Raw genomic sequence first — 21,375 nt, 5'->3', positions numbered from 1 at the left:
GGGTATTCTATCACTGATTTAAGTCCAATAGCTGTGTGCTTTGCAACCTGGATCAAGTTATTAACTTTTAAATCAATGCTTAATTTGCACCCAATCGGTATCAGTGTTAAAAATTTGTTCGCTAGCGAAAACTACAATTATAAACTGAGTACCCAGTACTCAGCATCTCATAACGACATCTTACTTACCCCCTCCCTCTCGGAGGGTTTTTTTTATCTATTTATCAGATAATTAGAGTCAATATCTTGTAGCGTTTGTTCGATAAGCGCTCTTGCAATCGTTCCTTTAGGCGCAACAGGCGGCATCTCGTCAATACCAAACCATTGTGCATCAGATAGCTCAGTGTAGTCTGGACTTAACTCTCCCGATTCATAGTCAGCTAAAAACCCCATCATCATACTCGATGGGAAAGCCCAAGGCTGGCTGCCAAAGTAACGAATATTTTTAACGAGAATTCCCGTTTCTTCATGAATTTCTCGAGCCACACACTCTTCTAATGTCTCACCGACTTCTAAGAAGCCAGCAATAACCGTATACATACCATTTCGATGCCTTGGATGTTGGGCTAATAAGATCTGATTTTCTTTACGTACAGCAACGATAATACACGGAAATATTCGAGGATAATGGAGGGTACGGCATTCGCCACACTGCATAGCTAGCTGGTTATTATTAAGAAAGTTTCTTCCACCGCACTGTGGGCAAAAACGCAGACTTTGCGTCATGTGCCCATACTGAACCGCTTTACTTAACAACATAAATAATGGCTCAGGAAAATGCAGGCAGTCGCGTAGTGAGACTAATGGTAGATCATGCTCCAAATCAGACAAATTAAGCCACATGACGGGCGAACCAGAATACTCACCAATGGGTCTTGCACTCACTTCAGGCAGTGATAACTGCTCTGCAGACCCGAAAGGCACAGCACCATCCACCAGCCAAATTTCACTTCCTGCAACAACACACCAGTATGCATTTATCGCGCGGTTAACATCACCTTTTCTTAACATTACACCATCCCTTTGCTTGAAGTTCGTTCATTTTACTGGCAATCTAATTTCATACTAGAGTTTGTCGTTAAGTAAATTCGCACTCTAAATTCTAGTAAGGACAAGAGTTTGTAATAACTTTACTAACTTTGCTTTGCAAAGGATACGTTCGCCAACAGGCGATCAGATCATGAGGGCATGGTCATGCTAAAAAAATTCAAACAAACACAAGACCAGTGGGGTGGCTCAAGTGATGTCATTGATCACTGGTTAGAGACAAGACAATCCCTGATTGTTGAATATTGTAAGCTTGCAGCACTGCAACCTTGTTCGAAAACCAATGTTATTGAACTCCCATCTCCTTCCGAATTGCAGGATTTCTGTCAGCATCTCGTTGATTACATCTCCGAGGGCCATTTTAAAATCTATGACATGGTTATGGATCGCTGGAAAGCGACTGGCTTTGTCGTGACCAATGAAATCAATCAAACTTATGGTCAAATAGTCCTGACAACTGAACCACTATTGAACTTTAACGATAAGTACTCAGAAGTTACTGAAGATGATGAATTAGATGATTTCGATTCTGATATGTGTCTCATTGGCGAAATTCTTGAGACTCGATTTGAAGTCGAGGACTATCTGATACAGCAGATCGCAGAAAGTCTGTCTATGCCCCCAGGGGCTTAGTGTTTGCGAACATTCAGAGACTGAAGGATAGAAAAGACTGACGATCATCGTCGGTCTTTTTTGTTTCTAGCCTTATCACTATTACCTTCTCTAAGAACCCTCTCGAAGAAAAAGGCAGGATAAAAACTAAAAAGGCACCCGAAGGTGCCTTTTTTCTTAAGCTTCTAATGATTACTCTTTAAATGGCTTACTCTTCAGAAGAGAAACCAGCGTTTAGAAGTGCCGCTAGGTTGTCCGTTGCTTGCTCAGCAGAAGGACCATCTTGCGCTTCAGAACGTTTAGCTTGACGCTCTTGGTGGTATGCGAAACCAGTACCAGCTGGGATCAGACGACCAACAATTACGTTCTCTTTCAGACCACGTAGGTCGTCACGCTTACCAGAAACTGCTGCTTCTGTTAGTACGCGAGTTGTCTCCTGGAACGATGCCGCAGAGATGAACGACTCAGTCGCTAGAGATGCTTTAGTGATACCTAGTAGTTCACGTTCGAAACGTGCAGGCTCTTTGCCTTCAGCTTCTAGGTTACGGTTAGCAATCTTAACTTGTGAGTACTCAATCTGCTCACCAGGTAGGAACTCAGAGTCACCAGAGTGAGTAATAGTACACTTACGTAGCATCTGACGAACGATAGTTTCAATGTGCTTATCGTTAATCTTAACGCCTTGTAGACGGTAAACTTCCTGTACTTCGTTAGCAATGTACTGCGTTACCGCGTGTACGCCACGTAGACGTAGGATGTCGTGTGGAGACTCTGGACCATCTGCGATCACGTCACCACGTTCAACTTTTTCACCTTCGAATACGTTCAACTGACGATGCTTAGGAATCATCTCTTCGTAAGCTTCACCGCTTTCACGTGTGATCACTAGGCGACGTTTACCTTTGGTCTCTTTACCGAAGCTCACAGTACCTGTGTGCTCAGCAAGGATCGCAGGCTCTTTCGGCTTACGTGCTTCAAATAGGTCAGCAACTCGTGGAAGACCACCGGTGATATCTTTGTTACCGCCAGACTTCTGAGGAATACGTGCTAGTGTCGCACCAACACCTACTGCTGCGCCATCTTCGATGTTCACAATCGCTTTACCAGGTAGGAAGTAGTGAGCTGGCATATCAGTACCAGGGATCATTACATCGTTACCTTGCTCATCAACAAGTTTGATAGCTGGACGCATATCTTTACCTGCTGAAGGGCGAGCTGCTGGGTCAGTTACTTCGCTTGAAGATAGACCAGTTAGGTCATCAGTTTGACGAGATACTGTTACGCCGTCGATCATATCTACAAACTGGATTCGACCTGCTACCTCAGTAATGATAGGTAGTGTGTGCGCTTCCCAGTTTGCAACTGTTTCGCCAGCTTGAACTGTATCGCCATCGCCTTTGCTTAGTAGCGTACCGTAAGGCAGTTTGTGTTTCTCTTTCGTACGACCAAACTCATCAATAATAGTTAGCTCTGTCGCACGAGAAGTGATAACGATCTTACCGTCATCTGCTAGTACAGATTTAGCGTTGTGTAGCTTGATAGAACCGTTGTTCTTAACTTGAACACTGTTCTCTGCCGCTGCTGTCGATGCCGCACCACCGATGTGGAACGTACGCATGGTAAGCTGTGTACCTGGTTCACCGATAGACTGAGCAGCGATAACACCTACTGCTTCACCTTGATTCACTAGGTGGCCACGTGCTAGGTCACGACCGTAACACTGTGCACAACAACCGAAGTCAGAATCACACGTTACTACAGAGCGCACTTTCATGCTGTCTACTGAGTTCTCTTCCATGATTTGACACCACTTCTCATCGATCAGGGTGTTACGTGGAATAAGAACGTCTTCAGTGCCAGGTTTTAGTACGTCTTCAGCAACAACACGACCAAGAGCAAGCTCAGAAAGTGCAACTTTAACATCACCACCCTCGATGTGAGGCATCATGTCGACACCTTCGTGAGTGCCACAGTCATGTTCAGTTACAACAACGTCTTGAGCAACGTCTACTAGACGACGAGTTAGGTAACCCGAGTTCGCTGTTTTCAGTGCCGTATCCGCAAGACCCTTACGAGCACCGTGCGTTGAGATAAAGTACTGAAGTACGTTTAGACCTTCTTTAAAGTTCGCTGTGATCGGCGTTTCGATGATTGAACCATCTGGACGCGCCATCAGACCACGCATACCCGCAAGCTGACGAATCTGTGCTGCAGAACCACGAGCGCCCGAGTCCGCCATCATGTAGATGCTGTTGAATGACTCTTGCTGTTCCTCTTCACCGTCACGGTTAACTACCGTTTCAGATGAAAGGTTTTCCATCATTGCTTTCGCAACACGGTCGTTGGTCGATGCCCAGATATCGATAACTTTGTTGTAGCGTTCGCCCGCAGTAACAAGACCTGATTGGTACTGTTCCTGGATTTCACGTACTTCTTCTTCCGCTTCTGCGATTTCAGTGTACTTAGCTGCTGGTACAACCATATCGTCGATACCAACAGATACACCAGAAAGTGCCGCGTACGCAAAACCGGTGTACATGATTTGGTCAGCGAAGATTACAGTGTCTTTCAGACCTAGTTTACGGTACGCCTCGTTAAGTAGGTTAGAGATTTGCTTCTTACCTAGCTTTTGGTTAACGATGCTGTACGGTAGACCAGCTGGCACGATTTGCCATAGCATTGCACGACCAACAGTGGTGTCTACCATCTTGGTTTCTGTAGTGCTGTTGCCGTCTTCGTCTACAACGGTTTCTGTAATACGTACTTTAACGCGTGCGTGAAGCTCAGCTTGTTTAGTGCGGTATGCTTTCTCAGCCTCTTCTGGGCCAGAAAGGTACATGCCTTCACCTTTCACGTTGATCTTTTCACGAGTCATGTAGTACAGACCCAATACAACGTCCTGAGAAGGTACGATGATCGGATCACCTGACGCTGGCGACAGAATGTTGTTTGTCGACATCATCAGAGTACGAGCTTCAAGCTGTGCCTCTAGAGTTAGAGGTACGTGAACCGCCATTTGGTCACCATCGAAGTCCGCGTTGTACGCCGCACATACAAGTGGGTGTAGCTGAATCGCTTTACCTTCGATTAGTACTGGTTCGAACGCCTGGATACCGAGACGGTGAAGTGTCGGTGCACGGTTCAATAGTACTGGGTGTTCACGGATTACTTCGTCTAGGATATCCCAAACGACCGCTTCTTCACGCTCTACCATTTTCTTAGCAGCTTTGATTGTAGTCGCAAGACCACGAGTCTCTAGCTTGCTGTAGATGAATGGTTTGAATAGCTCAAGTGCCATCTTCTTAGGAAGACCACACTGGTGTAGACGAAGGTATGGACCTACTGTGATTACAGAACGGCCAGAGTAGTCTACACGTTTACCTAGAAGGTTCTGACGGAAACGACCTTGTTTACCCTTGATCATATCAGCAAGAGATTTCAGAGGACGCTTGTTAGAACCTGTGATCGCACGACCACGACGACCGTTATCTAGTAGCGCATCAACAGACTCTTGCAGCATACGTTTTTCGTTACGTACGATGATGTCCGGAGCAGCTAGCTCTAGAAGACGCTTCAAACGGTTGTTACGGTTGATCACACGACGGTATAGATCGTTAAGATCAGAAGTCGCAAAGCGACCGCCATCTAGAGGTACTAGAGGACGTAGATCTGGCGGAAGTACTGGAAGTACAGTTAGGATCATCCACTCTGGATTGTTACCCGATGCGATGAACGCTTCTACCAGCTTAAGACGCTTAGTTACTTTCTTACGCTTAGTTTCAGAGTTTGTTGTCTCTAACTCTTCACGCATTTGTTCTGCTTCAGCGTGCATATCCATAGAACCTAGTAGGTCCTTGATAGCTTCCGCACCCATCTTAGCAGTGAACTCGTCGCCCCACTCTTCTAGACGATCTAGATACTCTTCTTCCGTAAGCATCTGACCTTTTTCTAGATCAGTCATACCAGGCTCTGTTACTACGTACATTTCGAAGTACAGAACACGTTCGATATCACGTAGAGGGATATCCATTAGTAGACCGATACGAGACGGTAGCGATTTTAGGAACCAGATGTGAGCTACTGGTGAAGCCAGTTCAATGTGGCCCATACGGTCACGACGAACTTTAGTTTGTGTAACTTCTACACCACACTTCTCACAGATAACACCACGGTGCTTCAGGCGCTTGTACTTACCACAAAGACATTCGTAGTCTTTAACTGGACCAAAGATACGCGCACAGAACAGACCATCGCGTTCAGGTTTGAACGTACGATAGTTGATCGTTTCAGGTTTTTTAACTTCACCGAAAGACCATGAACGGATCATGTCTGGTGAAGATAGACCGATTTTGATTGCATCAAATTCTTCGGTCTTATGCTGTGCTTTTAGAAAGTTTAATAAGTCTTTCACAATCAGCTCCTGTAAGGAGTTAAAAGGAGCTCACTCGCTAAAGTGAGCACCTTCTTCCAAATAATCGCTTTGATTCTCTCGACTTTCATCAAGAGAGAAAGGATTACTCTTCGTCTTCTAGCTCGATGTTGATACCTAGCGAGCGGATCTCTTTCAACAGTACGTTGAACGATTCTGGCATGCCAGGTTCCATGCTGTGGTTACCGTCTACGATGTTTTTGTACATCTTAGTACGGCCGTTAACGTCATCCGACTTAACCGTTAGCATTTCTTGTAGCGTGTAAGCAGCACCGTATGCTTCTAGTGCCCATACTTCCATCTCACCGAAACGCTGACCACCGAACTGAGCTTTACCACCTAGTGGCTGCTGAGTTACTAGGCTGTACGAACCAGTTGAACGAGCGTGCATCTTGTCATCAACAAGGTGGTTCAGTTTCAGCATGTACATGTAACCAACAGTTACAGGACGCTCAAACGCATCACCTGTGCGACCATCAAACAGTGTTAACTGACCTGATGTTGGTAGATCGGCTAGCTCAAGAAGTGCTTTGATTGACTCTTCTGGAGCGCCATCAAATACAGGAGTCGCGATTGGTAGACCGCCACGCAAGTTCTTGATCAGAGTACGTACTTCATCATCAGATAGAGAAGCAATGTCTACTTTCTGGCGAGTGTCGCCTAGGTCGTAAACTTTTTGTAGGAACTCGCGGAATTTCGCTAGTTCTTGCTGCTCTTTAACCATCTGGTTGATCTTGTCACCGATACCTTTCGCTGCCAGACCTAAGTGTACTTCTAGGATCTGACCGATGTTCATACGCGAAGGTACACCCAGTGGGTTAAGTACGATGTCTACAGGCTGACCTTTTTCATCGTATGGCATGTCTTCAACAGGGTTGATCTTAGAGATTACACCCTTGTTACCGTGACGACCCGCCATCTTATCACCAGGCTGAATGCGACGTTTAACCGCTAGGTAAACCTTAACGATCTTCAGTACGCCAGGTGCTAAATCATCACCTTGAGTGATCTTACGACGTTTAGTTTCGAACTTCTTATCGAAGTCAGCTTTTAGCTCGTCCCACTGCTCAGCAAGTTGCTCAAGCTGAGTTTGTAGTGCGTCATCTTCTAGCGTTAGTTCTAGCCACTTCTTACGATCAGTAGTGTCTAGTTTCGCTTCAGAGTAACCGCCTTCAATCAATACAGCTTTAACACGGTTTAGAAGGCCGCCCTCAAGAATCTGGAATTCTTCAGTTAGGTCTTTCTTCGCTTCTTTAAGCTGCATCTGTTCGATTTCAAGCGCACGCTTGTCTTTCTCTACGCCGTCGCGAGTGAAGACTTGAACGTCGATGATCGTACCTGATACAGAGTTAGGTACACGTAGTGAAGTATCTTTAACATCAGATGCTTTTTCACCGAAGATAGCACGTAGTAGCTTCTCTTCAGGCGTTAGCTGAGTTTCACCTTTAGGTGTTACTTTACCAACTAGGATGTCGCCACCCTTAACTTCAGCACCGATGTAAACGATACCTGACTCGTCTAGTTTAGACAGAGCAGATTCACCTACGTTTGGAATATCAGCTGTGATCTCTTCAGAGCCCAGCTTAGTATCACGCGCCACACAAGTAAGTTCTTGAATGTGGATTGTCGTGAAGCGGTCTTCTTGAACTACGCGCTCAGATACTAAGATCGAGTCTTCGAAGTTGTAACCGTTCCAAGGCATGAACGCGATACGCATGTTTTGACCAAGCGCTAGCTCACCTAGGTCTGTCGAAGGACCATCAGCAAGCACGTCACCGCGTGATACAGGTTCACCTGGCATCACACATGGGCGTTGGTTAATACATGTGTTCTGGTTAGAACGTGTGTATTTAGTTAGGTTGTAGATATCGATACCAGCTTCACCTGGTACTAGCTCTTCTTCGTTTACTTTAACAACGATACGAGAAGCATCTACTGACTGGATTACACCACCACGTTTCGCAACTGCAGTTACACCTGAGTCAACTGCTACGTTACGTTCAATACCAGTACCAACAAGCGGTTTGTCAGCTTTCAGTGTCGGAACTGCCTGACGTTGCATGTTCGCACCCATCAATGCACGGTTCGCATCATCGTGTTCTAGGAACGGGATAAGCGATGCAGCGATAGATACAACCTGGTTTGTCGCAACGTCCATGTACTGAGCGTGCTCACGAGGGTGTAGACCAGATTCACCTTTCTGACGAGCTGTGATCAGCTCATCTGCAAAAGTACCATCTTCGTTTAGCTTAGCGTTCGCCTGAGCGATAACGAATTGGCCTTCTTCGATTGCAGATAGGTAATCTACTTCGTCTGTTACTACGCCATCTACAACGCGACGGTATGGTGTCTCTAGGAAACCGTACTCGTTACAACGCGCAAACGCAGATAGAGAGTTGATCAGACCGATGTTTGGACCTTCAGGCGTTTCGATAGGACATAGACGACCGTAGTGAGTTACGTGTACGTCACGTACTTCGAAGCCAGCACGTTCACGAGTTAGACCGCCAGGACCCAATGCAGAAATACGACGCTTGTGCGTTACTTCTGATAGCGGGTTGTTTTGGTCCATGAACTGTGAAAGCTGTGAAGAGCCAAAGAATTCTTTAACTGCCGCAGAAATTGGCTTCGCGTTGATCAAGTCTTGAGGCATGATTGCGTCAAGATCGCCTAGGCTTAGACGCTCTTTAACTGCACGCTCAACACGTACTAGACCTACACGGAACTGGTTCTCAGCCATTTCGCCTACAGAACGGATACGACGGTTGCCTAAGTGGTCGATATCGTCCACTTCGCCCTTACCGTTACGGATCGCGATCAGCTTCTTCATCACTTCGATGATATCAGTTTCATCAAGTGTGCCTTGCTCTTGAGCATCTTCACGGCCGATAGAGCTGTTGAACTTCATACGACCAACAGTCGATAGATCGTAACGCTCTTCAGAGAAGAATAGGCTTTCGAATAGAGCTTCTGCAGCTTCTTTTGTTGGCGGCTCACCAGGGCGCATCATGCGGTAGATTTCTACCAATGCAGAAATACGATCAACCGTGCTGTCGATACGTAGTGTTTCTGACATGAATGGACCGTGGTCTAGATCGTTCGTAAATAGAACTTCTAGCGCTTTGTGGCCAGCCTGAGATAGGTTCGCTAGTGCTTCCAGGCTGATTTCCTGGTTAGCGTTAACAATGATCTCGCCAGTTGCTTCATTGATGTAATCTTTTGATGCAACTTTACCTACGATGTACTCAACTGGTACTTCGATGTGATCAACACCATCTTTTTCTAGTTGGCGGATATGACGAGCTGTTACGCGACGACCTTGCTCAACGTAAACTTTACCATTCGCTTCGATGTCGAACGACGCAGTTTCACCACGTAGACGATCTGGAACCAACTCCATCAATAGAGTTTGGTCTTTCACTTCGAAGTTCACTTTCTCGAAGAAGAGATCTAGGATTTCTTCTGTCGACTTACCTAGTGCACGAAGGATGATCGATGCTGGTAGCTTACGACGGCGGTCGATACGAACGTACAAGTTATCCTTAGGATCAAACTCGAAATCAAGCCATGAACCACGGTAAGGAATAACACGTGCGTTGTATAAAACTTTACCTGAAGAGTGGGTCTTACCCTTATCGCTGTCGAAGAACACGCCTGGGCTTCGGTGCAGCTGGGATACGATAACCCTCTCGGTACCGTTAATTACGAAGGTACCATTGTCTGTCATGAGTGGAATTTCACCCATGTAGACTTCTTGTTCTTTAATGTCTTTTACAGTACCTGCTGGCGCGTCTTTATCAAAGATAACTAGGCGTAGTTTTACACGTAGTGGCTTTGAGTAAGTTACACCGCGGATTTGACATTCTTTAACGTCAAAAACTGGCTCACCAAGACGGTAGCTAACGTATTGCAGCTCAGAATTGCCGTTGTAGCTCTGAATCGGGAATACAGAACGGAAAGCGGCTTCAAGACCGTATTGACCTTCAGGATCCTGTTCGATGAATTTGTCGAACGAATCGAGCTGGATCGATAGCAGGTATGGAATGTCCAAAACTTGTGGACGAGTACCAAAGTCCTTACGGATGCGCTTTTTCTCGGTATAAGAGTAAACCATGGGGTTCCTCAGCTCGCTGATAAGTGACCCAAACTGTCCGCCCGCTCCTAGTTACTTAAGGGGGGTAAGGGACAGTGACTAATATAGCTGTTTACTGTAGTGACATTTCATTTCGTAAGAATGAAATGTTTTTTGCATGGATATCAGGCGCTTAAACAGCGGGAAAATTCGCCTATACCCTACAGCGCAAAAAGGCCGGTGGTTAAAAAACCACCAGCCAATTAGCCGTTAGGCTAAGAAACTATGCAATAATTACTTAACAGCAACAGTTGCACCAGCTTCTTCTAGCTGAGCTTTAAGAGCTTCAGCTTCTGCTTTCTCAACACCTTCTTTAAGAGGTGCTGGAGCGCCGTCTACAAGAGCTTTAGCTTCTTTAAGACCTAGGCCAGTTGCGCCACGTACTGCTTTGATTACAGCAACTTTGTTACCGCCAGCAGCTTCTAGGATTACGTCGAATTCAGTTTGCTCAGCAGCAGCTTCGCCGCCAGCAGCGCCGCCAGCTACAACAGCAGCAGCAGCAGAAACACCGAATTTCTCTTCCATTGCTTCGATTAGTTCAACAACTTGCATTACAGACATTTCTGCAACTGCGTCTAGGATTTGCTCGTTAGTAATAGACATAACAATTCTCTTTTAAGTCAACAATAAGTTTATTAAGCAACCAGTAAAAAGCAAGGCTTATGCCGCTGCTTCTTGTTTTTGATCGCGGATAGCTGCGATAGTACGCGCCAGCTTGCCAGCCGAAGCTTCTTTCATGCACATCATTAGGCGTGCAATTGCTTCGTCGTAAGTTGGTAGTGTTGCTAGTACTTCAGCGTCAGTTAAAGCGCCTTCATAAGCAGCAGCTTTGATCTCGAAATCTTTGTTCTCTTTAGCGAAGTCTTTGAAAAGACGCGCTGCAGCACCTGGGTGCTCATTAGAGAATGCGATTAGTGTAGGACCAGTGAAAGTGTCAGTTAGACACTCGTACTCAGTACCTTCAACCGCACGACGAGCAAGAGTGTTACGAACAACTCTCATGTAAACGCCAGCTTCACGAGCTTGTTTACGTAGAGAAGTCATCGCGCCAACTTGAACGCCACGAGAATCAGCTACAACTGCAGAAAGTGCACCACTGGCAGCTTCGTTGACTTCAGCAACAATTGCTTTTTTGTCTTGAAGGTTTAAAGCCATCTTGGATTTACTCCTGGTTGTCGTTACACCACTCACTATCATCACGACAGTGAGAGCTATTGAGGTGCTTCCCCAGAAGAAAGTTAACTATATTACATAGAGCTTTCTGTCAGTTCGGGCACCATCTACGTAGGATAATTAAGTTTGCTTTTACACAAACACCTACGGTCTTGGACGGAGACTGGGTCTTAATTCATTTCGAACTAGGAGACAGTTCAAAGAACCAAAGTTCAGCCCCAACCACAAATATTAGGCGCAAAATTATACACTAATTTTGCGCCTAAGCAAATAAATTATGCTTGAGTGTTCAGGCTAGCCTGATCAACAGCAACACCAGCACCCATAGTAGTAGAGATGCTTACTTTCTTCAGGAAAGTACCTTTCGCTGAAGATGGCTTAGCTTTCTTCAGAGCAACTAGAAGTGCTTCTAGGTTCTCTTTGATCTGCTCAGCAGAGAAGTTTGCTTTACCGATAGTAGTGTGGATGATGCCGTTTTTGTCGTTACGGTAACGAACCTGACCAGCTTTAGCGTTTTTAACTGCTTCAGCAACGTTAGGAGTTACAGTACCAACTTTAGGGTTTGGCATAAGACCGCGAGGACCTAGGATAGTACCTAGTTGACCTACAACGCGCATTGCATCTGGAGAAGCAACAACTACGTCAAAGTTCATTTCGCCTTTCTTAACTTGCTCAGCAAGATCTTCCATACCTACGATGTCTGCGCCAGCTTCTTTAGCTGCTTCAGCGTTAGCACCTTGAGTGAACACTGCAACGCGGATTTCGCGGCCAGTACCGTGAGGTAGTACAGTTGCACCACGTACGTTCTGGTCAGATTTACGAGCATCAATGCCTAGGTTAACAGCAACGTCTACAGACTCAACGAATTTCGCAGTCGCTAGTTCTTGAAGAAGAGCAACAGCTTCGTTGATTTCGTATTCTTTAGTTACGTCAACTTTTTCGCGGATTACGCGCATGCGCTTAGTTAGTTTTGCCATCTTATTAACCCTCTACCACTAGGCCCATTGAACGAGCAGTACCAGCGATAGAACGCTTCATCGCTTCGATGTCAGCACCAGTCATATCAGCAGCTTTAGTTTCTGCGATTTCTTGGATTTGAGCGTCAGTTACAGTACCAACTTTTTCAGTGTTTGGACGACCTGAACCAGACTTAACGCCAGCAGCTTTCTTAAGAAGAACAGCAGCAGGTGGAGTCTTAGTTACGAACGTGAAAGAACGGTCGCTGTATACTGTGATAACTACTGGAGTTGGTAGACCTTTCTCAATAGATTCTGTTTTTGCGTTGAACGCTTTACAGAATTCCATGATGTTCACACCGTGTTGACCTAGTGCAGGACCTACTGGTGGACTAGGGTTAGCCATACCAGCAGCAACTTGTAGCTTGATGTAAGCTTCAACTTTCTTAGCCATGATAATTCCTAAGTTTGGGTACAAACGCTAATCGCGGATCAGCTCCCCGTTTGTGTAAGAAACTTTTTACTTCACTTGAAGTAAAAAGGCGCGAAATTATAGTCATAATCCGCGCCTTATACAACCCTAAAAAGGTGATTTTTTATACTCTTTAACGAAGAGTCTTAGTCCAGCTTTTCAACCTGACCAAATTCAAGCTCAACTGGTGTCGCACGACCAAAGATCGAGACAGACACTTTCAGGCGGCTCTTCTCGTAATCCACTTCTTCAACAGTGCCGTTGAAGTCAGCAAATGGACCTTCGTTAACACGTACCACTTCACCCGCTTCGTACATTGTACGTGGACGAGGCGCTTCACTCGCTTTCTCAAGACGATTAAGAATCGCGTCAGCCTCTTTATCCGTGATAGGTGCCGGACGGTCTGAGGTACCACCAATGAAGCCCATGACACGCGGCACACTGCGTACTAGGTGCCATGATTCATCGTTCATAATCATCTGAACAAGGACGTAACCTGGGAAGAACTTACGCTCAGATTTGCGACGCTGACCGGCGCGCATTTCCACTACTTCTTCAGTAGGAACCAGTACTTCACCGAATAGCTCTTCCATGCCGTGCATTTTGATATGCTCGCGCAGAGATTGAGCTACACGACCTTCAAATCCAGAGAAGGCTTGAACCACATACCAGCGTTTTTTTGGAGCTTCACTCATGAATAAAAACCCTCTATACCCCAGTTGCTAGAGCTACTAGACGAACCATAATTCCGTCAATACCCCATAGCACTAGAGCCATTACAATACTTACAGCTAAAACGATCAGTGTTGTTTGCATGGTTTCTTGGCGAGTAGGCCAAACAACTTTACGTACTTCCATACGCGATTCTTTTGCAAAACTGATCGCTGCTTTACCTTTAGTCGTTGTTGCTGCAACGCCTAAGGCAGCTGCAATAAGAACAACAACGCCTGCAGCACGAACCACTACAGACATTTCACCATACAGGTAATTACCCACAACAGCGGCAGCTGCCAATACGAAAGCGGCTAACCACTTAAACGTATCTGCTGCGTTTGAGCTATCAGGAGTTTCAGCATTATTTGCTTTCATAAAACCAACCTGTTACAAGTCTTAATATAGACGACAACAACCCCGCTGTTGCAGGGCAAACTCCATATCGCTGAAAAAATCAGCGTACTCTTCTTAAGATTAAGCATCTTTGCTTAATCTTGCTCTGCGCCCAACCCACTTCTGAACAAGAAAACAGCAAAAATAATGTTGAGTGCAGAAAAAGGGCATCAAATGATGCCCTTTTTGCTACTGGTTCGTCAAATCTAATTCAAGATTTTCCGAAAGCATCGCTAATTCGCTATGAATTAGTCGAAGATCTTAGCAACAACACCAGCACCTACTGTACGGCCACCTTCACGGATCGCAAAACGTAGACCTTCGTCCATTGCGATTGGTGCGATTAGCTCAACAGTCATCTGTACGTTGTCACCTGGCATTACCATTTCTACGCCTTCTGGTAGCTGGATGTCACCAGTTACGTCAGTTGTACGGAAGTAGAACTGTGGACGGTAGCCTTTGAAGAATGGAGTGTGACGACCACCTTCATCTTTAGACAGTACGTATACTTCTGATTCGAACTTAGTGTGTGGAGTGATTGAACCAGGCTTCGCTAGTACTTGACCACGTTCAACTTCGTCACGCTTAGTACCACGTAGAAGTGCACCAACGTTCTCACCTGCACGGCCTTCGTCTAGAAGCTTACGGAACATCTCTACACCAGTACATGTTGTAGTAGTTGTTTCCTTGATACCTACGATAGCAACTTCGTCACCTACAGTTAGGATACCACGCTCGATACGACCAGTTACTACTGTACCACGACCTTGGATTGAGAATACGTCTTCGATAGGCATTAGGAATGGCTGATCTACCGCACGCTCTGGCTCAGGGATGTAAGTATCTAGAGCTTCAGCTAGTTCAACGATTTTCGCTTCCCACTGCTCTTCGCCGTTTAGTGCGCCTAGTGCAGAACCTTGGATAACTGGTAGGTCATCACCTGGGAAATCGTACTCAGATAGAAGTTCACGAACTTCCATTTCTACTAGTTCTAGTAGCTCTTCATCGTCAACCATGTCACATTTGTTCATGAATACGATGATGTATGGGATACCAACCTGACGGCCTAGTAGGATGTGCTCACGAGTTTGTGGCATTGGGCCATCTGTCGCAGCAACAACTAGGATACCACCGTCCATCTGTGCAGCACCAGTGATCATGTTTTTAACGTAGTCCGCGTGTCCTGGACAGTCAACGTGTGCGTAGTGACGAGTTGGAGTGTCGTACTCAACGTGAGAAGTTGCGATTGTGATACCGCGCTCACGCTCTTCTGGAGCGTTATCGATAGATGCGAAGTCTTTAGCTACACCGCCGTAAACTTTAGCAAGAGTAGTACAGATAGCTGCAGTTAGAGTTGTTTTACCGTGGTCAACGTGGCCGATAGTACCAACGTTAACGTGCGGTTTCGTACGTTCAAATTTTTCTTTAGACATGAGTGGTCCCTCTAGGTACGGATTTAGGTGGCCCAAATTGACCACGCAACCAAAAAAAGATAATTGGTAAATCTAATATCAAAAGGAAATAAACTTGAGAGCTGGTGCTGATAGGCAGACTCGAACTGCCGACCTCATCCTTACCAAGGATGCGCTCTACCACCTGAGCTATATCAGCACTCAAATTAGAGTGGAGCGGGCAGCGGGAATCGAACCCGCATCATCAGCTTGGAAGGCTGAGGTAATAGCCATTATACGATGCCCGCAACACGTAACTCTGAGAGCTATTTCCTAAAGAATATGGTGGAGGGGGACGGATTCGAACCATCGAAGGCAGTGCCGGCAGATTTACAGTCTGCTCCCTTTGGCCACTCGGGAACCCCTCCAAATTTTCAAGCCATTCAGACTACTAAAGGAAAGAATGGTGCCGACTACCGGAATCGAACTGGTGACCTACTGATTACAAGTCAGTTGCTCTACCTACTGAGCTAAGTCGGCATAAGTGGTGCGCATTCTATTGAATGATTTTCGAGGTTGCAATAGTAATTTTAAAAAAAATCATAAAATTCGATTTTTTAGATTCGTTTGCTGCAAATTCGTACAAACTTGGCTTTTTTAAAGTAAACTTCGACCTTTGTCGTTTGCTTTAAAGTTCGCTTGATGTATGTTCTTGCTTCTACTAAACCAAGGATAAAAGAGACCCATGAGTCCATTTTTGTCATTTGACCGTGCAAATTGGGCCGAGTTAAGAAACTCTGTACCGATGACACTTTCTGAAGACGACTTGACTGCGCTTCAGGGCATTAATGAAAACCTAACCATGGAGGAAGCGGTAGAAATCTACCTTCCTTTGTCTCGTCTTTTGAATCTTTACGTCCAAGCGCGTCAAAGCCGCAACTCTGTATTACAACAATTCTTGAATACGGAAGAACATGCCCCTCCTTTTGTGATTGGTATCGCCGGCAGTGTCGCTGTAGGCAAAAGTACGACAGCTCGTATTCTGACCGCATTGCTTTCTCGTTGGGAGAATCATCCCAAAGTGTCCTTGGTCACTACAGATGGCTTTCTATATCCGAAAAAGGTACTAGAAGAACGCGGTATCATGCATCGTAAAGGGTTTCCTGAATCCTATGATATCAAGCGTTTAGTCGAGTTCATGTCTGACGTAAAGGCGGGAAAACCCGATCTTGAAGTACCCATCTATTCTCACATCACGTATGACATTACCGATGAACTAAGAAAAGTGGATAGACCCGATGTTCTTATCATTGAAGGTTTAAACGTTCTACAAAGTGGAATGGATTATCCGCATGATCCACATCGCGTCTTTGTCTCTGATTTTTTGGATTTTTCGATCTATGTCGATGCTGAAACAGAGACAATTGAACAGTGGTATGTGGAACGATTTTTAAAGTTTCGCCAAGGGGCTTTTACTAAACCCGGTTCTTATTTTAGTCACTACACGCAACTGTCAGTCGATGAAGCAAAGCAAAAAGCGAAACAAATTTGGCATGATATTAATGGGCTCAACTTGGAGCTGAATATTCTTCCAACCCGAGAAAGAGCCCATTTGATTCTACACAAAGGCGTCAACCACTTGGTTGATAAGGTATCTTTGCGAAAGTAATTGAACGTCAATCGCTTTTACGCAACGAGATTTCACCACCAATGTAAGTCTCTAGCCCTTGGGAGGTTTCGAGTAATATCCCGCCTTGATGATCGATGCCGCGTACGATGCCGTGCACCTCTCTAGGTCCGATGAGCAGCTTGACTTGACGATTGAGAAAGTTATCTAATCGATTCCAACGTTCGACAAAGCTGGTAAGTCCTTTCAGTTCATACTCGATAAGTGCGGAATTCCAATGCTTGATAAGCGTCGTCGCTAGGACATTTCTATCGATCACGAGACTCTCGTTTACCTGATTCAATGTTGTCCATGGTTGATCAATCTCAGGTTGCTCATCAGGCATTCCAATATTGAGCCCCATCCCAATCACAAGATGAGCAGCACCACCGGCCTGCCCTGACATCTCCACTAAGATTCCTGCCAGTTTTTTATCTTGATAATACAGGTCATTTGGCCACTTGAGTTTAACGCCTTGTATGCCCATTTCTTCTAGTGCTTCCACTGCGGCAATACCAATAACAAGGCTTAAGCCCATTGCCGCGGCCATTCCCGCATCTAATCGCCAGTACATGGATAGGTATAAGTTAGAGCCAAATGGAGAGATCCATTGTCTACCGCGGCGGCCACGTCCTTGTGCTTGATACTCAGCTATACAAACACGGCCCTTTTCTGACTCTGCGACTCTATCAAGCAAATACTGGTTGGTTGAGTCAATCACAGGAACAAGCTCAATAAGTGACTCCGCACTAGCAGTAAGGAGAGCTTCATCTAGCAACTGCAATGGTGATGCCAACTGGTAACCGCGCCCTTGCACTCGATAAATATCAATGCCCCACTCACTAAGACCTTTAATATGCTTAGCTATTGCCGCTCTGGATACATTCAGGGCTTCGCCCAGCGCCTCTCCAGAATGAAACTCGCCGTTACTTAATGACTTTAAGATATGAAGTTTCGTAGAGTGATCTTTTCTCATCTTAACGCCTCGATCTGAGCCAGGTTGGTTTCCCCGGTGCGGTTCAGAAATCGCACTTCATGCTCAAGTTCTATTTGGTATTTATCCCACACAGCCTGCTTCACTAGGGAAGCAAGTGCGACAACATCATCGGCACTGCAGTTGTCCATGTTGGTCAAAACCAAGGCTTGCATAGGATTGACCTGTGCACCATGCACAGACTTCCCCTTTAATCCGCACTGATCAATCAGCCAACCAGCTGCGACTTTCATTCCGCCAGGAGTTGGATAGGCCACGATATTAGTATGTTGCTTCATGAGCCGATCATAATGATCTTGAGTGATCACTGGGTTTTTAAAGAAACTCCCTGCGTTACCTACTTTGACTGGATCCGGCAGTTTCTCCGTTCGCACTTGGCAAACTCGCTCGAAAATTGTGGCTGGGCTAAGTTGTTCTTCCGGAATATCTTTTAAAGGACCATATTGATTAATCGGTTGCCATTGCTTAGCCAACTTAAGCCCTAGTGCGGTAATAAAGCACTTTTCATGCAAAGCGTGTTTAAAAATGGAGTCTCGGTAGCCAAAGTCACAGTCTCTGGCGCTCATTCTTCTATGTTCAAATGTAGTTAGATCAAGAACATCCACGTAATCACAAATGTCTTTTAGCTCTAGCCCATAGGCTCCAATGTTTTGAATAGGAGCCGAGCCTGCACAGCCAGGGATCAGGGCTAGGTTTTCTAACCCACCAATTCCCTGACTCACACACCAGGAAACCAACTCAGGCCAGTCTTCACCACCTGCAACATGCAATAGGTATTGGTCATCCGTTTCCGTCACATCTTTACCCATGATTCGATTAACGATCACTAACCCGTCAAAATGCTCAGTGAAAAGAACATTACTTCCTTTACCTAAAAAAAGCTTCGGTAAATGGGTGAATCTCGGGTCTTGAAATAGTTGAATAACCTCCTCGAGCGACTCGATGGTGGCTAAATAGGAACACGACTGTTCAATCCCAAAAGTATGGTAAGCCTTAAGGCTTGCATTTGTTTTAATTTGCATAGTAGGTTTGCAACGTCAGATAAGATTCTCTTAAACTGTCGACATTCTACATTAGTTATCTTTTAACCGCAGTGACAATACCTGACTCATTAATCATAGAAGTGTTAAATCCTATCAAGCTCCCTCTCATTAAGAGGTTGTACAAAGCGCATTACCCTTCGGGTCGAGCCAAAAAGGATGAACTGATCATTACAGCGAGCCATAAAGGTGAAATTGTTGCGTTACTACGCTTAAAAACCGTAGATAGATCTCGGTTGCTGACGGGAATGCTGGTCATTCCGACACTTAGGGGAACTGGCATTGGAAAAGAACTACTAACTCATTGTAAAAAAAATGTTTTCACTGATGGCGATTATTGCTTCGCGTTTACACATCTCGAATCCTATTATTCCAAGCATGGATTCAAAACCATTGATTGCTCTGAGCTACCACACCCGCTAAAAATGGCATTTCAACGCTATGTAGATAGCGGTAAAGATCTCATTCCAATGCAATTCATCTCTTCAACGACATCAAAACGCGCGCTTTTGTAGCCAGGTAAATCATATCTTTGATAAAATGGCAGGTTCGCAATATTGCACTAAACTAAGGTACTCATACCGATATGATAGTAAGTAGGAATCCATTCGAACAGTTGCCAAGTCTCGCTGTCAATCCGGAAGACTTTGATGTTCTGTATTCAGCAGAATCATTCAGGACTCGTCTTTTGGATGCAATCAGCAAAGCAACGTCGCGAATTTACCTAGTCGCTCTATATCTGGAAGATGATGAAGCTGGACGTGAAATTCTCACTGCGCTTTATGAAGCGAAACAGCGCAATCCTGGGTTGGACATCAATATCTGTGTCGACTGGCATCGAGCGCAGCGTGGCCTGATTGGTGCGGAAACATCTGAGGGTAATTCTGCGCTTTACAAAGCGTATGCCAATAAGTACCAACACCCGATCCCTGTCTATGGTATACCTGTGCGTGGCAGAGAGGTTTTTGGGGTACTGCATTTAAAAGGCTTCATTGTCGATGATACTGTCATCTACAGTGGGGCAAGCTTAAATAACGTTTACCTGCACTATCACGAACGCTATCGCTTTGATCGTTACCATGTGATTCGACATGAGTCTTTAGCTAATTCAATGGTGCAATTCATTCAGGAAGAGATGATTGCTCACCCAGCTGTCAATGATCTTGCTGGAAAAGATAAGCCAGAAACCAAAGAAATTAAGTCGGCGATTCGTCAACTGAGAGCTTCACTTGCTCAAGCTAATTATCAGTTTGAAGACCAACCTGCAACAGAGGAAAGTGTAAAAATCACCCCGCTAGTTGGTCTAGGAAAACGCCGCAATCTGCTCAATCAACAGATTGTAAAGTTACTAGCGGCCGCCCAAAACGAAATTTTTATCTGTACTCCTTACTTTAACTTCCCTAAAGCGCTGCATCGTGAAGTGAAGCGAGCCATGAAACGCGGTGTGAAAGTAACTATTGTTGTGGGCGACAAGACAGCAAACGACTTTTATATTGCCCCTGAGGAAGACTTTAAAACCATTGGCGGACTTCCATATCTGTATGAAGTAAACCTACGCCGCTTTGCGAAAGCAAATGAAGCGAATATCGCTGCGCGTAAACTGTCAATTCACCTCTGGAAGCATGACAATAATAGCTTCCATCTCAAAGGCATTTGGGTTGATAAACGCTATATGCTACTGACGGGGAATAACTTAAATCCTCGGGCTTGGTCACTTGATCTAGAAAATGGACTTCTCATCCAAGACAATTATGCGAAACTCACTGATAAGTTCGAAGATGAGGTTTCGCGTATCCTTGAGCATACCCATCTTATCTGTACTTATAAACAGTTAGAAAAAGTGGAAGATTATCCGATAGGGGTGCAGCGGTTAGTAAGAAAAATAACCCGCCTAAAAGCAGATGGGGTTTTAAAACGCATCCTGTAAGCATAATTAACTTCAAAGCTCAGCATTTTCCTGCTGGGCTTTTTTATTATTCCTAGCTCCAACAGCTTAATACTCTATTAGACCTCTATATTAGTAGACTTCAGTAAATAAGCTTGCGAGACGCAACGTAACCCCAAACGCAACAACCTAGAATCTAGAAAGGCAATACATGCGTAAGTGGCTAGGTGCTTAATAACTCAGTCTTCCGATCTTACTCTTTCTTACACTACGCTAGTGAATAAGCTTTCTAACACGTAATAAAGGGGAGCTTTAATGAGTCAGCACAGGGGCTCAAAACTAGCGCTCGAGACTGGGAGCCGGTTCAGCAGAAACCGCAGTAACTACGCACCACCTCACTCATGACAGAGCTTAGAAAGCATAGCGAAGAGGGAAACCTGCCTCTCGATGCAAGGTTTCAATATGGAAATGG

Annotated in this window: 16 protein-coding genes and 4 tRNA genes; 4 read left to right on the top strand and 16 right to left on the bottom strand. The window is 45.2% G+C overall.

The features are described 5' to 3' along the window. Positions 1-212: 212 nt before the first annotated feature. Positions 213-1,010, bottom strand: coding sequence for an NAD(+) diphosphatase (nudC, locus tag MTR11_RS22345; RefSeq protein ID WP_006743187.1), 798 nt, complete (start codon positions 1,008-1,010; stop codon positions 213-215). A gap of 177 nt (positions 1,011-1,187) precedes the next feature. Here nudC and MTR11_RS22340 point away from each other — a divergent pair, with 177 nt between their 5' ends. Continuing rightward, complete coding sequence (locus tag MTR11_RS22340) at positions 1,188-1,679, top strand: Rsd/AlgQ family anti-sigma factor (RefSeq protein ID WP_031780615.1); 492 nt, start codon at positions 1,188-1,190, stop codon at positions 1,677-1,679. Between the two features lie 187 nt (positions 1,680-1,866). Here MTR11_RS22340 and rpoC read toward each other — a convergent pair whose 3' ends face one another. The 13 genes from rpoC to MTR11_RS22275 form a co-directional block, all read right to left on the bottom strand. Continuing rightward, positions 1,867-6,069: a DNA-directed RNA polymerase subunit beta' gene (gene rpoC / locus MTR11_RS22335; RefSeq protein ID WP_005397277.1), complete on the bottom strand. Its 4,203-nt coding sequence runs from the start codon at positions 6,067-6,069 to the stop codon at positions 1,867-1,869. Between the two features lie 103 nt (positions 6,070-6,172). Then, on the bottom strand, positions 6,173-10,201 hold the full coding sequence (rpoB, locus tag MTR11_RS22330) for a DNA-directed RNA polymerase subunit beta (RefSeq protein ID WP_005397275.1): 4,029 nt from the start codon (positions 10,199-10,201) through the stop codon (positions 6,173-6,175). 252 nt (positions 10,202-10,453) lie between these two features. After that, entirely contained in the window at positions 10,454-10,822 is a 369-nt protein-coding gene (gene rplL / locus MTR11_RS22325) for a 50S ribosomal protein L7/L12 (protein ID WP_005397273.1), read from the bottom strand. A 57-nt stretch (positions 10,823-10,879) separates the two neighbouring features. Further along, positions 10,880-11,374: a 50S ribosomal protein L10 gene (gene rplJ / locus MTR11_RS22320; RefSeq protein WP_005397270.1), complete on the bottom strand. Its 495-nt coding sequence runs from the start codon at positions 11,372-11,374 to the stop codon at positions 10,880-10,882. Between the two features lie 293 nt (positions 11,375-11,667). Continuing rightward, positions 11,668-12,369: a 50S ribosomal protein L1 gene (rplA, locus tag MTR11_RS22315; RefSeq protein WP_005384683.1), complete on the bottom strand. Its 702-nt coding sequence runs from the start codon at positions 12,367-12,369 to the stop codon at positions 11,668-11,670. Positions 12,370-12,373: 4 nt separating this feature from the next. Beyond that, positions 12,374-12,802, bottom strand: coding sequence for a 50S ribosomal protein L11 (gene rplK / locus MTR11_RS22310; protein WP_005384682.1), 429 nt, complete (start codon positions 12,800-12,802; stop codon positions 12,374-12,376). Between the two features lie 164 nt (positions 12,803-12,966). Then, a complete protein-coding gene (gene nusG, locus MTR11_RS22305; protein WP_005384681.1) occupies positions 12,967-13,515 on the bottom strand; it encodes a transcription termination/antitermination protein NusG in 549 nt (182 codons plus the stop codon). Positions 13,516-13,528: 13 nt separating this feature from the next. Beyond that, positions 13,529-13,909, bottom strand: coding sequence for a preprotein translocase subunit SecE (gene secE, locus MTR11_RS22300; protein ID WP_005397258.1), 381 nt, complete (start codon positions 13,907-13,909; stop codon positions 13,529-13,531). Between the two features lie 266 nt (positions 13,910-14,175). Next, positions 14,176-15,360: an elongation factor Tu gene (gene tuf, locus MTR11_RS22295; protein ID WP_012841309.1), complete on the bottom strand. Its 1,185-nt coding sequence runs from the start codon at positions 15,358-15,360 to the stop codon at positions 14,176-14,178. Positions 15,361-15,462: 102 nt separating this feature from the next. Then, positions 15,463-15,538 (bottom strand) — tRNA-Thr (locus MTR11_RS22290). A gap of 13 nt (positions 15,539-15,551) precedes the next feature. Beyond that, positions 15,552-15,626 (bottom strand) — tRNA-Gly (locus tag MTR11_RS22285). A 35-nt stretch (positions 15,627-15,661) separates the two neighbouring features. Then, positions 15,662-15,746: transfer RNA gene (locus tag MTR11_RS22280), tRNA-Tyr, on the bottom strand. 36 nt (positions 15,747-15,782) lie between these two features. Continuing rightward, a tRNA-Thr gene (locus MTR11_RS22275) sits at positions 15,783-15,858 on the bottom strand. Positions 15,859-16,063: 205 nt separating this feature from the next. Here MTR11_RS22275 and coaA point away from each other — a divergent pair. Then, positions 16,064-16,987: a type I pantothenate kinase gene (gene coaA, locus MTR11_RS22270; RefSeq protein WP_005398335.1), complete on the top strand. Its 924-nt coding sequence runs from the start codon at positions 16,064-16,066 to the stop codon at positions 16,985-16,987. A gap of 7 nt (positions 16,988-16,994) precedes the next feature. Here the strand turns inward: coaA and birA are convergent, their stop codons facing one another. Together birA and murB are read right to left on the bottom strand one after the other, a co-directional pair. Further along, the gene (birA, locus tag MTR11_RS22265) at positions 16,995-17,960 is read right to left on the bottom strand and encodes a bifunctional biotin--[acetyl-CoA-carboxylase] ligase/biotin operon repressor BirA (RefSeq protein WP_243328437.1); all 966 of its coding nucleotides are present in this window, start codon (positions 17,958-17,960) and stop codon (positions 16,995-16,997) included. Continuing rightward, the gene (gene murB / locus MTR11_RS22260) at positions 17,957-19,000 is read right to left on the bottom strand and encodes a UDP-N-acetylmuramate dehydrogenase (protein ID WP_046874694.1); all 1,044 of its coding nucleotides are present in this window, start codon (positions 18,998-19,000) and stop codon (positions 17,957-17,959) included. The genes birA and murB overlap by 4 nt, the downstream gene beginning before the upstream one ends. A 101-nt stretch (positions 19,001-19,101) precedes the next feature. On the opposite strand from murB, the gene MTR11_RS22255 reads away from it, so the two are divergent. Next, on the top strand, positions 19,102-19,533 hold the full coding sequence (locus MTR11_RS22255; protein ID WP_243328470.1) for a GNAT family N-acetyltransferase: 432 nt from the start codon (positions 19,102-19,104) through the stop codon (positions 19,531-19,533). 71 nt (positions 19,534-19,604) lie between these two features. Next, positions 19,605-20,945: a CDP-diacylglycerol--serine O-phosphatidyltransferase gene (pssA, locus tag MTR11_RS22250; protein WP_031780707.1), complete on the top strand. Its 1,341-nt coding sequence runs from the start codon at positions 19,605-19,607 to the stop codon at positions 20,943-20,945. The last annotated feature ends 430 nt before the right edge of the window (positions 20,946-21,375 follow it).

Origin of the sequence: Vibrio sp. CCB-PB317 (assembly GCF_022808245.1) — a bacterium.
GTDB lineage: Bacteria > Pseudomonadota > Gammaproteobacteria > Enterobacterales > Vibrionaceae > Vibrio > Vibrio diabolicus.
The sequence above is the reverse complement of the archived record's forward strand: the minus strand, read 5'-3'. Positions and strand labels throughout refer to the sequence as shown.